Origin of the sequence: Actinomadura viridis (assembly GCF_015751755.1) — a bacterium.
Lineage (GTDB): Bacteria > Actinomycetota > Actinomycetes > Streptosporangiales > Streptosporangiaceae > Spirillospora > Spirillospora viridis.
Genome location: NZ_JADOUA010000001.1, coordinates 8,931,473 through 8,945,707, shown reverse-complemented (window position 1 = coordinate 8,945,707; position 14,235 = coordinate 8,931,473). Strand labels below are relative to the sequence as shown.

Here is a 14,235-nt window from a genome sequence, read left to right as displayed (position 1 = left end):
CGGGCACCGCCCCGCGCCGGGTGGCGGAGCGGTGCCGTACGGTCGGCCGCGCACGTTTCGTCAGGTCGCCTTCTCGTACTGCTTCATGTCCTCGACGAGGCTCTTGGGACGCATGTCCGTCCAGTTCTCCTCGATGAAGTCCAGGCATGCCTTGCGGGTGTCCTCGCCGTGCACGACGGCCCAGCCGGCCGGCACGTCGGCGAAGGCCGGCCACAGCGAATACTGGCCCTCGTCGTTCATGAGCGCCAGGAAGGTGCCGTCCTCGTCATCGAATGGATTCGCCATGATCGCCTCTTTCCCGGAATGCCGATCTATCGGGATCTACCGCCCAGTGCCTCGTCACCGTAACCGCGGTAACTCCGGCCCGGCAAGGTCCCGGGCGGGCACGAAAGGCGGCGCGAGTTATTTGGACGGAACCGCCTGTCCAACCGCGCGATTCCACCGGTTGGACAGGCCGCCATAAACAACGGAAAAACGCGGCGGAAAAGCGGGAGGGACTCGCCGGGCGTATGGCGAGCCCCTCCCACGCGCGCTCCGGATGATCGGTTCGGTCGTTACCGTCCCTGCCACTCGGGAGCGCGTTTCTCCGTGAACGCCCGCGGGCCCTCGACGGCGTCACGGCTGCGGCGGCGGCGCTCCTCCCAGGTGTAGGTGGCGGAGAACGCCTGTTCCAGCGGCATGTCGAGGGACCGCAGTACGGCCTCCTTGATCGCCCGTACCGACAGCGGCGCGGCGCCGACCAGGTCGCCGGCCCACGCGGCGACGCACCGGTCCAGCTCCGCGGCCTCGACGACCTCGTTGACCAGGCCGAACCGCAGCGCCTCGGCCGCGGTCATGCGGCGGCCGGTGAGCAGGTGCCCCATCGCGACCTTCAGCGGGACCTGGCGGGGCAGCCGGAACGCGCCGCCCGCGCCGGGGATGAGGCCGAGCCGGACCTCCGGCAGCGCGAACACCGCGTCCCGGGAGGCGACGATGATGTCGCAGGCCAGGGCCAGCTCGAAGCCGCCTCCGAGAGCGAAGCCCCGCACCCGCGCGATCACCGGCTTGGACAGCGTGAACCGTTCGGTGAGCCGCGGCCAGCCGGGCTGGCCGCGGCTGCCGAAGGTCGTCGGCGGCGCGCCCCGCTCGCCGAGCCGGGCGCGTTCCTTCAGGTCCTGCCCGACCGAGAAGGCCCGGTCGCCCGCACCGGTGAGGACGGCGGCCCGCACGTCGCCGTCCTCCTCCACGTCGTCCCAGACAGCCGCGAGTTCCTCGTGCGTACGCAGGTCCATCGCGTTCAGCACCTCGGGCCGGTCGAGGGTCACGTAGGCGACATGGTCCTTCTTCTCATAGCGCACCCGGGTGCCGCCGGGGGTGCCGGTCATGACGGGCCGCGTCCGGCGGGGCGGGCGAACCGGCCGACCTTGTCGAGGACGTCCTCGCCGTAGATCCGCAGTGCCTGCTGCAACGCGAACTCGGCCATGTAGCGGCGGAACTCCTCCGGAGGCTCCTCGGCGAGGTTCAGCATCCGCCGGTTGGTGACCACCGCGGGCCCCTGCAGCCGCCGCACGATCCGTTCGGCCGCCGCGCCGACCTCGCCGGGCTCCACCACCTCGTCGACCAGGCACCGGGCGTCGGGTTCGCTCGCCCAGATCCGGCGCCCTCCGAGGATGACCTGGCGGGAGATCCGCGGCCCGGCGCACCGGCCGAGCCGGAGGTTCCCGGCCCCCGGGATGATGCCCTCCTGGGCGGCCGGCAGGCTGAGGTAGGCGTCGGAGGCGGCGATCACGTGGTCGAACACCAGCAGCAGCTGGGCGCCGCCGCCGATGGCGAAGCCGTCCACGGCGGCCACCCAGGGCTTGTCGATCAACGGCCGGTGCCACGCGCCGCCCGGCCCGGCCCGCAGCCCCCGGACGATCTTGCTGATGTAGCCCAGCTCGCGCCGCAGCAGGAAGCCGACCAGCGAGATCTCGCCCGCGTGCAGCTTCTTGAGGTTGATGCCCGCGCTGAACACGCGCCTGCCGCGGTAGCGCGGATGGCTCATCTCGCCGCCGCGCAGCAGCCCGACGCGCACGTCCGGATCGAGCAGCGCGAGGTCGACGGCGGTCTCCATGTCGTCGACCTGCTGCTCGTCCTCGGCGTTCAGGCGGTCGTCCCTGCACATGGTCAGGTACGCCACCCCGTCCCGGCGTTCCAGGCGTACCGACTCCATCTCCAGCAGGCCGGTGCGGCCGAACTCCGGCAGCCGCTCCAGCGCTTCGGGCGTCGGCCGAAGCATGGCGTCCATCAGGTGCGCCCCGGCCACCGGGGACCGCAGCACGCCGCGCAGGAAGATGCCCTGGTCGATCTCCTGCCCCTCTTTGCCTGCCTGGGCCCGCGCACGTTCGCCGGCCAGCTGCCCGGCCGTGGGGACCAGCCCGGGGAACTCGGCGGCGGCGGCCTCGACCAGTTCCGCGATCCGCGGGTGGGCGGTGCGCCCGCCGGTGAGCACGTCGTAGACGGCGTCGGCGTGCTCGTCCATGAACCGGACGCGCTGTGCGCGGGCCTCGTCGCAGGCGGTGGCGATCTCCGCCCGCTGCTCCGGCGAACGCTCCGCGGGCGGCGGCGACGCGGCCACCAGCCCTTCGTGGCGCTCGACCGCCTCGGCCGGCACGGCCCAGGCGGCGTGCAGATCCACCCGCAGCGACTCCAGGGAGGAGCCCGCCGGATACGGCATCGAGGACGGGGCGGCGGAAGCGAACGGCTCCGACGCCACTTCCAGCCGGGGCGAGCCCGTCTCGGCGCTCATGCCCCCATCCCGGTCACGTCCGGCCCTGTGGTGGGCGCACCGGTCGTGGTCGTACCGGTCGTGAACGGGCCGGCACCGGTCGTGGACGCGCTGGTCGTGGCCGGGCCGGTCACCGCCCCGGCCCCGGCCGTACCGGCGGCGACCGTCCCGGTCTCCACCGCGCCGGACGTCCCCACCCCGATCCCGGCCGTGCCGATCCCGGCCGTGCCGATCTCGATCGTCCCGGGGACGGGCGTCCCGGCGGCGATCGCGGCGGCGGCTCCGCGCAGGGCGCGGTCCGACGCCGCCAGATGGGCGCCCAGGGCGTCCTCGAAGGCGGTCGTGGTGGCGTCGAACATCAGCTGCCGCCTGATCGCCAGTTCCTTGCCGGAGAACGCGCCGAACCGTTCGGCCACCGCGGCCAGCGCGGACGCGGGATCGTCGGTCAGCTCGTCCAGGAGCCGCAGCTCCAGGGCCTCCTCCGCGCCGATGGGGACACCGAACAGCACCGCCTGCCGCACGCGGGCGGCGCCCGCCTGGTTGACGAGGCGGAACAGCGCCATGCCCGGCCAGGTGTCGCCCTCGCCGACCGGGACCACCAGGCGCGTCCCTGGACGGGCGATCCGCACGTCGGTGGCCAGCAGCGCGTCCAGCGCAGGACCCCCGCAGTCGCCGGAGGCCACTGCGACCGTCGTCATGGGGAGGCGTTCCAGGCGCCGCAGCACCCGCTCCCACTTGGTCACGACGGGGAGGCTCAGCTCCCGGGTCCACGCCCCGTCCGGGGTGCCCGACACGTGCACGGGCACGATCCCGGGACCGCCGTGGTCCTCGGCCTTGGCGCAGACGGCTTCGAGCGCCTTGACCATGTCGGCCGAGACGGGCCGGGCGCCGTCGACCCGTACCTCTAAGTCACCGATTCCCGCCTGATCATCGTTCGCGGACATCGCGCCCCCGCCTTTCCTCGTCTCCGTCGTTCTCACCACTGGACCAGCGCGGTCTCGATCGTGGAGCCCGGTCCCATGGTCATCAGCACCCCGTACTCCCCCGGCGCGGTGACCTTCTCCTCGAGCAGCCGTTCGTAGGAGAACAGGAACGACCCGCTCGACACGTTCCCGTAGTCGCGGAGCACCCCGGTGGTGTGGCGCACGTCGTACCGGCTCAGCCCCAGGTTGACGACGACGGCGTCGATCACCTTCTTGCCGCCGGAATGGACGAGCCAGTGCCGGATGTCACCGCGGCGCAGCCCCGTCCCCGCCAGCAGCCGGTCGACGACGATCTCGGCGTGCGCGCCGACGACGTAGGGGATCTGCGGGTCGAGGAAGAAGCTGAACCTGCCCTGGTCGCGGTCCCAGTCGTAGCGCATCGCCTCGATCGCCTCGGGGATGATGCAGCTGGCGAACTTGAGGATGCGCGGCCCCGGCGCGGCGCCGTTCGCCACCGCCCCACCGGGAACGGCACCGGCCGGAACCGCGGGGGCGACCACCGCGTCACCGCCGTCGGCGACCAGGGCCACCGCCGCGGCGCCGTCGCCGAACAGGCTGTTGACGACCGCGGTCCGCATCGTCGAGTCCATGGCGTACGCGGCGGAGCACGCCTCCGTGCACAGGACGACGGCCAGCTGCCCGGGGTGCGCCGTGGCCCAGCCGGCCACGACGTTGAGGGCGTTCAGGCCCGCGTTGCACCCCATGCCCACGATGTCGGAACGGCTGCAGTGCCGGTCGATGCCCAGCTCGCGGATGAGCAGGGCGCTGAGGCCGGGGGTGAGGAAACCGGTGGAGGTCACGCAGCACAGGTGGCCGATGTCGGAGAGGTCGGCGCCCGCCCTCTTCAGGCAGGCCCGCAGCGCGTCGGCGCCCATCTCGATCGCCAGCCGCCGGTGCTTGTCGAGCAGGTCGCCCTGGGGCTCGGAGGCCCGCGTCCCGTCCTCGCCCGGTGGGGGCAGGGTGAGGTGGCGGCGCTCGATCGCGCTGTTGAGGAAGACCGAACGGATCTTCGGATCGGTGATGTCGAACGCGTCGAGGACGTCCTGCTGCGAGAAGGACGTGGCGGAGGCCGCCGTCCCGACTCCGACGATCCGGGGCGGGGCCGGGCGCCGTGCCGGCGGCGCCGACTCCATCTCCAGGATTCTCGCGTCCAGCGTTTTCGCGGCTAAGTCGTCGGGCAGGTCGATGTTGACGGTCACCGGAAAGTCCACCCCCACATCCGCGGCTTGCTGCGCGGGCGCGCGTAATTACCTACGGCCACGTGAATCACCTTTCCCGGATAAGAGATATTCGAGCCAGGGCAGAAAGTAATCCGCCCGAAATATGACTGTCAAGAATGGGCCGCGCCCACCCTGCCACCTGGGACGTTCCCCGATTCGGGGCAGGGTGATAGGCTGAGTGGCCACCTTGTGTACGAAGCCGTCGACGGCCCTCGCGGGACGGACGGGCTTCTTCAGCCGGGGCTGGGCTCGGCTTGGGTGGGATTACGGCTCGGGCGGCATAACAGCTCGGGCGGTATTACGGGTTGGGCGGGATCACGGGTTGGGTGGGATCACGGTGCTGCGGTCTGGACGAATTCTGCGATTCGACGAGGTTCGGGGTTACGGATTCATCGTCCCCGATGACGGCGGGGCGGACGTGTTCGTCCACGCCAACGATCTGGGTGACGACAAGTCCGCGTTCGGCCCCGGGACGGCGGTCGAGTTCGAATCGGTGGAGGGCGAGCGCGGGCCGAAGGCGCTCGCGGTGCGCGTGGCGGGCGGGCACCGGCCGGCGGACACGGAGCAGGGCCGCCCGCCGGGACTCCCGTTCAACGACGACGGGCTGTGCGACGTGCTGACCGCCGCCGAGTTCCGGCACGAGATCACCGAACTGTTCCTCGAACGCGGTCCCGACCTGACAGGCGCGCAGATGCTGCGGCTGCGCGAGGGCATCCTGGCGCTCGCCCAGAAGCATCGCTGGGTGGACGAGTGATCCGGCGCCGGCGCGGCACCACGGCCCGCGCCGGCTCACAGCGGCACGTTGCCGTGCTTGCGCTGCGGTGACGACCCGCGTTTGGTCCGGAGCATCGCCAGCCCGCGGGCCACGGCCGCCCGGGTCTGCACCGGGTCGATCACGTCGTCCACCAGCCCGCGCTCGGCGGAGTAGTGCGGATGCATCAGTTCGCGCGTGTACTCGGCGATCAGCTCGGCGCGCAGGCCCTCGGGGTCCTCGGCGGCGGCCAGCTCCTTACGGAAGATCACGTTGACCGCGCCCGCCGCGCCCATCACCGCGACCTCGTTCGCCGGCCAGGCCAGGGAGAGGTCGGTGCCGATCGAACGCGAGTCCATCACGATGTACGCCCCGCCGTACGCCTTGCGGACGATGACCTGGATGCGCGGAACGGTCGCCTCGCAGTAGGCGTACAGCAGCTTGGCGCCGTGCCGGATGACCCCGGCGTGCTCCTGGTCGACGCCCGGGAGGAACCCGGGCACGTCCACCAGGGTCAGCAGGGGGATCCCGAAGGCATCGCAGAACCGGACGAACCGCGCCGCCTTCTGCGCCGCGACCGCGTCCAGCACACCCGCCAGCATCATGGGCTGGTTGGCGACCACCCCGACGACCTCGCCGTCGATCCGGGCCAGCGCGCAGATCACGTTCCGCGCCCAGTGCTCGTGCAGTTCCAGGACGCTGTCGGGGTCGACCACCTCGTCGATGACCCGGCGCATGTCGTACGGCTTGTTCGGCTCCACCGGGACGATCTCGGCGAGGGCGGGCCGCTCGTCGGAGGCGGCCCCCAGGGGAGGCGAGGCCGGCGCCGGCTCCAGGTTGTTGCCGGGCAGGAGCGAGACCAGGTACCGCACGTCCTCCAGGCAGCTCTCCTCGTCGTCGTGGACGAACGTCGCCACGCCCGACCGGCCGCCGTGCACCTCCGCGCCGCCGAGCTCGGCATGGGTCACCCGCTGGCCGCTCACGGCCTCGACCACGTCCGGGCCGGTCAGGTACATCTGCGCGGTGTCGCGGACCATGAAGGTGAAGTCGGTCAGCGCCGGGGAGTAGGCGGCGCCGCCGGCGCAGGGGCCGAGGATCACGCTGATCTGCGGGATCACCCCGGACGCCCGGACATGGCGCTGGAAGATCCCGCCGTAGCCGTTGAGGGCCACCACCCCTTCCTGGATCCGGGCGCCGCCGCTGTCGTTCAGCGCGATGAGCGGCGCCCCCGCCGCCAGCGCCAGATCCATCAGCTTGTGGATCTTCGCGGCGTGCGCCTCGCCGAGCGAGCCCCCGAAGACGGTGAAGTCCTGCGCGTAGACGAAGACGCGGCGGCCGAAGATCTCCCCCGACCCGGTGATCACGCCGTCGGTGTACGGGCGCCGGCCGCCGGACCTCAGCCCGCCGCCCTGCCGCCGCCGGTACATGTCGATCTCCAGGAACGTGCCCTCGTCCAGGAGGAGGTCCAGCCGCTCCCGGGCGGTGAGCTTGCCGAGCGCGTGCTGGCGCTCGACCGCCGCGGAGTCGCCACCGGTGATCTGCTCGCGCAGGCCCGAGTGCCGCAGGCGGATGCCGGCCATCGACTCCACCTCCGGAGCCGCCGCCGCACCGGGGGCCCCGGCCGTAGCGGCGACCGGGGACGCAGCCTCGGCCGGTGCCGAAGCCGCAACCTCAGCGGCGGGCCGGGCCGGTAGGGCCGCCGCGGGCGAGGGCGGAGACGCCATCGCAGCAGAGGAAGCGGGCGGGGAGGTGGTCGCAGCCGGGGGCGTAGGCGCAACCAGAGGTGCGGGCGCGGCCGGGGACGGGGTGGTGGGGGTCGGCTGGTGGGCGCCGGCGGGAGAGGTGTCCTCCCGATCGGCGGTGCCGGGGGTGTCGCGGGGGCGCCGGGCTCTGAGACGTCGCTCGGCCGGCCAGGGTAAGGGCTCGACCACCAGGCCGCTAGCGGCGGCCAGGGCCTCGGTCTCCCCGTCGTCCGGGGCGGGCGGTGGTGTCCCGGCCGGGTCCGTCCCGTTCGGCGGCGTGTCGGTCAGGGTCGTCTCGCTGCTCATGGGTACCGTCACGTTCCTCGTCACCGCCCCGCGCTCTCGGACTCGATGAACCGAGCCAGCCGGGCGGTGCCCTCCTCGATCTCCGCGGATGTCAGGTAGCTGGTGGACAGCCGGATGGCCTTGCGGCCCCCGCCGCCGGGATGGAAGTACGTCATGGGCGTCCAGATCACGCCGAACTCCCGCGCGGACCGGCGCAGCGCGCCGTGGTCCGCCTCGAACGGGACCTCGACCTTGAGGAAGAAGCCACCGCCGGGCTCGTTCCAGCGCACTCCGAGCGCGGCGCGGCGTCCGGGAGGCAGAGCCCGTTCCAGGCTCTCCAGCGTGGACCGCATCGTCCGTCCGTAGTATTCGGCCGCCCCGGTGTTGGCCTCGGAGAGACGGCCGCGCGCGGCGAGGATCGCGCCCGCCACCGCAGCCTGGCTCAGCGAGGAGGTGTTCACCGTGACCATGCTCTTGACCTTGGCGAGCTCGTCGGCGAGGAGGCTCGTCCGGCCGTCCGCGTCCGTCACCCGCTGGTCGGCGACGACGAACCCGACCCGGGCGCCGGGGAAGATCGTCTTGGAGTAGGAGCCGATGTGGACGACCCGGCGCCCGCGGTCGAGGGCCTTCAGGGTCGGCAGCCGCGTCCCTGGACTCACCAGTCGGTACGGGCTGTCCTCCAGGATGAGGAGGTCGTGCCGCGCGGCGAGGTCGAGCAGCGCGTGGCGGGTGTCCAGGGTCATCGTGATCCCGGACGGGTTGGCGTGGTCGGGGATCACGTAGAAGGCGCGGGGACGCCGCCCCCGCGCCCGTTCGGCCTGGATCGCCGCCTCGACGCCGGCGCAGGAGACCCCGGCGGCCGTCTCCTCCACCGCGGTCACGGGGACGTCCAGCAGCCGGGCCGCGCCGGGAATGCCCATGTAGCAGGGGCTGGAGACCATGATCACGTCGTCCGGGCCACCGGTCAGCGCGCGCAGGACCAGCAGCATGCCCTCCTGGGCGCCGACGGTCACGACGATGGACTCCGGAGGGACGTCGATGTCCTCGTCCTCCCGCAGCGAGTCGGCGATCACCTCCCGGATCTGCCCCGCCGTGGGGCCGTACTGGAACAGGGCGGTGCGGACGTCGTCCGGCGTCCTGCCCTGCTCGGCCAGGTGGTCAAGGAAGCGGCGGATGTGATCGAAGACCTGCTCGTTGTCGAAGAACCCGTCGTAGGGGCGGCCGGGGGCGAAGGAGATCGCGTCGGGGTAGCGGGAGGTGATCTCGTTCAGGAAGTTCATGGTGTCCAGGAGCGGGCTGGACAGGCTGGAATGCAGGTCTTCCTTGGCGAGGGACGGCGAGGCCTCGCTGTCCGTCCGGGACGTCCGGGGCATCCGAGCAGGGCCGGGCGGGTGCGCCCCGGTGGACAGCGCCTGGGCGGACGGGGACTGGAGGGACCGGGCCTCGGCGGGCGGGGGCTGGAGGGGCGGGGGCTGGGTGCGGAGTAGGGCGGGGCCCGCGTCGGCGACGCCGGTGATCGAGGCCGTCCCGGTGAACGCCATGGCGTCTCTCAGCTCGCCGATGACCTGGCCCAGGACGTCCGCCACGCCCGCGCGGCCGTCCACCGTCAGGCCGTCCAGCACGGGACGGCCGAGGAACGCCGCGTCGGCGCCCGAGGCGAGGGCGACCAGGACGTCGGCGCCGCCCTGGATCCCGCCGTCCAGCAGGACGGGGCAGCGGCCGGCCACGGCCGCCGCGATGCCGGGTAACGCCTCCAGCGCCGCCGGGCCTCCGGTGCCGCCGGAGACCACGATGCCGTCCGCTCCCGCGGCGATGGCGCGCAGGGCGTCCGGCACCGTCCGGACGCCTCCGGCGAGGACCGGCAGGGCCGCGGCCGAGCGCAGCCACCCGATCATCGACCAGTCGACGGGTTCACCCGGGGGCCCTTCCACGACCTCGGGGGACCCGGGCGCCTCGGGGAGGCCCGGGAGGCCGGGCGGGCCTGCGTCCACGGCGCCGGTACGAGGCAGGCCGGTCGTCAGGATCAGCGCCTCGAAGCCCGCGCGCGCGGCGCGTTCGACGAGCCGGCGGGCCAGCGAACGGTCACGGAAGCGGTAGGTCCGCAGCCAGAGCGGTGCACCGCCGCCGGGGGCCGGCTCGTCCGGGAACGGCCCGGCGAACGGGCTCACGACGACCGGCACGCCGGGCGCCGCGTCGGCCGTCCCGCGCACCGTGGCGAGGTCCGCCCCGGGATTGGCGGGCGAGCGGACGTCCGGCGGGGCGACCGCCAGTGGCGCGGCCCAGGTCCGGCCGAGGATCTTGGTCACCGTCTCGGGAGGGTCGGCGTGCGCGCGCCGCCGGGATCGGAGGCCGACCCGTCCGAACGCCTCCGGATCGGCGGCGAAGGCCCGTTCCTCACCCGCGAGAAAGTCGCGCAGGGCCGGTTCCATGCGCGTTCGCGCCAGCCGCGCGTATTCATCGAGCGTGCGGGCTCCGGCCCGCCGGATATCCCTGTCGCCCCCATTCATGAGGCGTCCCTGCGAGCGTGTTCCATGTTCTCGATGCTCCGTCCGGCCATGGAGGTCCTTATGCCGCGTCGATTGTCGGAGTGCGCTCGGCCCGGCCGCGTTCCCACGTCCCTGAACGGCCCGGAAAGATCACGTGGCCGGGGCCGGGGACGCCTGGCAAGTACACCACGGGATGCCCGTCCAAGTGGCGCGTCCCTGCCCCCTGCGCCCTGCCGTCCAAGTGGGAATGCTCGCCGGTTGGACATCCCGTCACGGGAAACGAAGTCGCAGGTCAGAGCGGCATTCATCGGCGCCCTGGGAAGAGTCGGGCCGGCCCCCCGGGAGGCGGTGTGACCGCCCGCCGGGGCACCGGCCGGACCCGACCGGTACCCCCGATCGGATTTGAACCGACAACCACAACCCTTTTAAGGGGTTCGCCTCTGCCATTGGGCTACGGGGGCGGAACGATAGTACCGCGATAACGGCAAACCTATCCATGCACATAGCTTCTTGGACAAGACATACGAGGCGCATGCGAAATCCGCCCGGCCGGTCATTTGACAATGGCGGGGCTTTGGGTTCGGCGAGGGAGGCGGCGGGCCCTCCCCCGCGTCAAACCGGAGAATCCTGGGACGGTAAGAGGAGCAGGGTCAGCGGCAGATCCGCCCGCCGGCTGATCTTGAGTTTGCGATACACCCTCGTCAGATGCTGCTCGACGGTGCTCATCGTGACGTGCAGCCGGCGCGCGATCTGCCGGTTGGTGTAGCCGTCGGCGGCCAGCGCGGCCACCCGCCGCTCGGCCTCGCTCAGCTCGGTCAGCGGGTCGGGATCCGCGTCCCCGCCGGTTTCGTCCGCGTCGGCCAAGGCCGGCACCACCGCGTTCCCGACGTCGGGGGCACCGCACGCCTCGGCCAGGGAGCGCGCACGCTGCTCCAGCGTCCTGGCCCGGTGCGGCTCCCCGGAGGCCCGGTACGCCTCGCCGAGATCGGCCAGCGCACGGGCCAGTTCCAGACGATCGCCGGACATCTCCAGCAGTTTCACCGCTTCCCTGAGCCGGCCGAGCCGCTCCTCGCCGCCGGACGCCGCGGCGAGCGCGCGCAGGGTCGCGCCGCGTGTCCGATGTCGGCCGTCCGGCAGGTCGCCCAGCTGCTCGCTCGCCAGCCTGGCGGCCTCCTGGCGGTCGCCGAGGACGAGCCGGGCCCGCGCCAGGCCGGTCCGCCACGACACGAAACCGGGAACGTCGAAGCCCCAGGTGACCATCAGTTCACCGCACGCCTGGAATTCGGCGAGCGCGGCGTGCGGACGGTTGATCGCCAGGTAGTAGCGGCCCCGGGCGTCCAGGTAGGGCAGGACGAGCGGGCTGTGGAAGAGCGCGTCCGGCAGTGGCGTGTCCAGGTACTGCTCCACCTCTTCGTACCGCCCGGCGGCCGTGAGGGCGTTGATCAGCGTCGCCAGCGGGATCCCGGCGAACACCCCCCATCCCTTGGACGGCAGGAGGCCGAAGGACTCGCGCACGCATCTCGCCGCGGCGTCCAGCTCTCCGCGGCGCTCGTGGATCAGCGCGCGCAGGACCGTGACAAAGGCGGTGACCAGCGGTGTCCGCCGGGAGGTGTCCTGGCCGATGGCGTCGCACCACCGTTCGGCACGGTCCATCTCGTCGGCGTAGATCAGCGCCGCGACCGCCGCGACCGGTGCCGGCGTCCGGAACGCGGGCGCGGCGTCGGCCAGGATCCGCTCCGCCGCGACGACCGCCTGATCATGGTCGCCCTTCATCAGCGTGTCCGCCAGCATGATCTCGATCATGGTGGGAACCGGGGCGCCCGCGGGCCGCGCGCCGTCCTGGACGGCGGACAGGGGCCGGAACGGGTCCGGCATGCCGTCCCGCCAGGTGACGCTCGGGTACGCGAAGCCCAGCCACCAGCTGGGGATCTCGGGCTGGGGACCGGTTTCGGCCGGTGACCGCCAGGGGTCGGTGGGCGTCTCAAAAATGATCTTGAGGGCGTCGTCGACCCGTCCGAGCCAGAGCGTCCAGGCGGCCAGTGTGGCCGCGGCACCGGCGGGCAGCCGGTCCTCGCGCAACCCGCGGACCAGCTCGGGCAGGTGCCGGGCGGCGGTCGCCGGGTCGACCTGCCATTCGGCGCGCGCCAGCTCAAGGCGCACGGCCAGGCGGCGGTCCTCGTCGGTGCACTCGCGGACGGCCAGCCGGAGGTGGCCGATCGCCGGCTCGGCCCTGCCCTCGGCCAGGGCCTGCTCGGCCGCGTCCCGCAGGACCGTGATCGCCCAGGGCGCCCGGGCCTGGTCGGCGGCCATGAGCCGGTCGGCGACGACGGTGGCGGACGCGCCGTAGCTGTGCAGCAGTTCGGCGGCGCGGACGTGCAGCGCCGTCCGCTCGTCGGGCCGCATCCCGCTCAGCACCGCCGCCCGGACGGCCTCGTGCCGCAGCCCTCCGGCGTCGATCAGGCCGGTGGCCCGCAGCACGTCGCGGGTCAGCCCGACCGACTCGGCGTCGAGCTGGACGAGTTCGCCGAGCAGGATCGCCGACGCGCTCTCGGGGAGCGCCGCGAGCCCGCGGGCGAGCGTGGTGCACTCGGAGCGGTACAGGCAGGTCAGCACCGCCTGCCGGAACTCGTCGCCGAAGACCAGGCAGTCGGGCCTGGCCGGGCCCGACGTCCGCCGGTCGTCGATCAGGGCGCGCACCAGGAGCGGGTTGCCGCCGCTCGCCCGGTGGCAGTCGGGCGCCAGGCGATGGGCCGTCAGCGGGCCGAGGTGTTCGGCGAGGAGGGCGGCCACGCCCTGCACCGACAGCGGCCGCAGGCGCAGCCGCCGGGCGCCCGGCAGATGCAGCAGGTCGGAGTGCAGCAGCGCCCGCGGGCGCGCGGGCCGCAGGCATTCGGTGAGGACCAGGAAGATCCGGGCGGAGCCGATCCGGCGGGAGAGGTAGAGGAGGAACTGCAGGGACGGGAGGTCGGCGTGATGGACGTCGTCGATCGCGATCACGAGCGGGCCGCGTTCCGCCAGTTCCAGCAGGATCGTGCTCAGCCGGCTGAGGATGGGCGCCGGAACCTGGACGACCGCGTCGAATTCGTGCCCGGTGCCGTTCGCCGTGCCGTGCGCGGTGGCGGTGGCCGTGGCCGTGAGGGCGCCGTCCTCCAGAAGCCGTTCCGCCTGCCGGGCCTGGGCGTCCGACAGCGCAGGGTCACGGAACAGCTGGCTGATCGCGCTCAGCGGGAGATCGCGTTCCGCGCGCGACGCGGAGGCGCCCAGAAATGTGGCGCCCGATTCGATCGCGCGGTGCGCGAACGCCTGCAGCAGGCTGGTCTTTCCGGTGGCCGCGGCGCCCTCGATCAGAACGACGGTGCCGTGTTGCGAATGATCATCGGTGAACAGTTCCTCCAGATGAAGGAGTTGGCCTGCCCGCTCGACCATGCCCATGCGGCGTTCGCCCCCTGCACCGCTGCCGCGTTCCCTCTGAGTGACGCCCCGACGGTCCCGCTCGGCGCTGCCGGTGACGCGGCCGAGGCGGGGCGGCGGGAGCATCGACTCCCGGTCCCCAGGCGAAAGCATCGCATCGTGACGGTTCCCAAACAAATGACCTTATGTAAGATCATATAAGCGCACCGTCACAACGCTGTCTTGACCTGCGAGTTCACCCCCAAGTCAGATCAAACACTGACCGGATCCTGCCACAGCGTATTTCTTGCGATTTTTCCATTTTTGACCCACAACGAGAGATTTCTCATGTCTCCCGATAACAGAAGGGTCATAAAGCAGAGAGAAATCAGTCACCTGATCGCCGGTAACGCGCGCGGGAGCGGCCGATGGGCGCGTATCGACGTTTACTTCGCTGTGACTTCACCCGTGATCTACTCCTCGCGTCGTCACCCCACCGGGCGGGTGACCTGGCGACACGAGGACGGCGGGCATGTCAGGGACAGCTGTGCGGCGGGCGCGGGACGCGCGGTCCGCAATGGCGGGCGCCGCGCCGCCACGGACCGGATCGCGTTCGGCGACGGGATCATCCG

Annotated in this window: 9 protein-coding genes and 1 tRNA gene; 1 reads left to right on the top strand and 9 read right to left on the bottom strand. The window is 72.5% G+C overall.

Features of this window, described 5'->3' with window-relative positions; genetic code table 11:
- Positions 1–60: 60 nt before the first annotated feature.
- From IW256_RS40630 to dpgA, 5 genes are all read right to left on the bottom strand, one after another.
- The gene (locus tag IW256_RS40630) at positions 61–285 is read right to left on the bottom strand and encodes an MbtH family protein (RefSeq protein ID WP_231404128.1); all 225 of its coding nucleotides are present in this window, start codon (positions 283–285) and stop codon (positions 61–63) included.
- 269 nt (positions 286–554) lie between these two features.
- Entirely contained in the window at positions 555–1,364 is an 810-nt protein-coding gene (gene dpgD / locus IW256_RS40625) for an enoyl-CoA-hydratase DpgD (RefSeq protein WP_197016001.1), read from the bottom strand.
- Positions 1,361–2,767, bottom strand: a complete 1,407-nt coding sequence (dpgC, locus tag IW256_RS40620) for a (3,5-dihydroxyphenyl)acetyl-CoA 1,2-dioxygenase DpgC (RefSeq protein WP_231404127.1) — start codon at positions 2,765–2,767, stop codon at positions 1,361–1,363. Before dpgC ends, dpgD begins: the two co-directional genes overlap by 4 nt.
- Positions 2,764–3,690 carry an enoyl-CoA-hydratase DpgB gene (dpgB, locus tag IW256_RS40615; RefSeq protein WP_197016000.1) on the bottom strand — a complete coding sequence of 309 codons (927 nt, stop codon included), beginning with the start codon at positions 3,688–3,690 and terminating at the stop codon, positions 2,764–2,766. Before dpgB ends, dpgC begins: the two co-directional genes overlap by 4 nt.
- Positions 3,691–3,722: 32 nt before the next feature.
- Entirely contained in the window at positions 3,723–4,940 is a 1,218-nt protein-coding gene (gene dpgA, locus IW256_RS40610) for a 3,5-dihydroxyphenylacetyl-CoA synthase DpgA (RefSeq protein WP_307829376.1), read from the bottom strand.
- A gap of 331 nt (positions 4,941–5,271) precedes the next feature.
- On the opposite strand from dpgA, the gene IW256_RS40605 reads away from it, so the two are divergent.
- Positions 5,272–5,703, top strand: a complete 432-nt coding sequence (locus tag IW256_RS40605; RefSeq protein WP_231404126.1) for a cold-shock protein — start codon at positions 5,272–5,274, stop codon at positions 5,701–5,703.
- A 35-nt stretch (positions 5,704–5,738) separates the two neighbouring features.
- On the opposite strand, the gene IW256_RS40600 is transcribed toward IW256_RS40605, so the two are convergent.
- The 4 genes from IW256_RS40600 to IW256_RS40585 form a co-directional block, all read right to left on the bottom strand.
- On the bottom strand, positions 5,739–7,280 hold the full coding sequence (locus IW256_RS40600) for an acyl-CoA carboxylase subunit beta (RefSeq protein WP_197015999.1): 1,542 nt from the start codon (positions 7,278–7,280) through the stop codon (positions 5,739–5,741).
- A 488-nt stretch (positions 7,281–7,768) separates the two neighbouring features.
- Positions 7,769–10,156 carry an aminotransferase class I/II-fold pyridoxal phosphate-dependent enzyme gene (locus tag IW256_RS40595; RefSeq protein WP_197015998.1) on the bottom strand — a complete coding sequence of 796 codons (2,388 nt, stop codon included), beginning with the start codon at positions 10,154–10,156 and terminating at the stop codon, positions 7,769–7,771.
- Positions 10,157–10,600: 444 nt separating this feature from the next.
- Positions 10,601–10,674 (bottom strand) — tRNA-Leu (locus IW256_RS40590).
- 151 nt (positions 10,675–10,825) lie between these two features.
- Positions 10,826–13,645, bottom strand: a complete 2,820-nt coding sequence (locus IW256_RS40585) for an AAA family ATPase (protein ID WP_197015997.1) — start codon at positions 13,643–13,645, stop codon at positions 10,826–10,828.
- Positions 13,646–14,235: the final 590 nt, after the last annotated feature.

Coding starts and splice junctions, on each gene's coding strand:
- IW256_RS40630 (WP_231404128.1), bottom strand. CDS start 285: ATGGCGAATCCATTCGATGACGAGGACGGCACCTTCCTGGCGCTCATG.
- dpgD (WP_197016001.1), bottom strand. CDS start 1,364: ATGACCGGCACCCCCGGCGGCACCCGGGTGCGCTATGAGAAGAAGGAC.
- dpgC (WP_231404127.1), bottom strand. CDS start 2,767: ATGAGCGCCGAGACGGGCTCGCCCCGGCTGGAAGTGGCGTCGGAGCCG.
- dpgB (WP_197016000.1), bottom strand. CDS start 3,690: ATGTCCGCGAACGATGATCAGGCGGGAATCGGTGACTTAGAGGTACGG.
- IW256_RS40600 (WP_197015999.1), bottom strand. CDS start 7,280: ATGGCCGGCATCCGCCTGCGGCACTCGGGCCTGCGCGAGCAGATCACC.
- IW256_RS40595 (WP_197015998.1), bottom strand. CDS start 10,156: ATGGAACCGGCCCTGCGCGACTTTCTCGCGGGTGAGGAACGGGCCTTC.
- IW256_RS40585 (WP_197015997.1), bottom strand. CDS start 13,645: ATGGGCATGGTCGAGCGGGCAGGCCAACTCCTTCATCTGGAGGAACTG.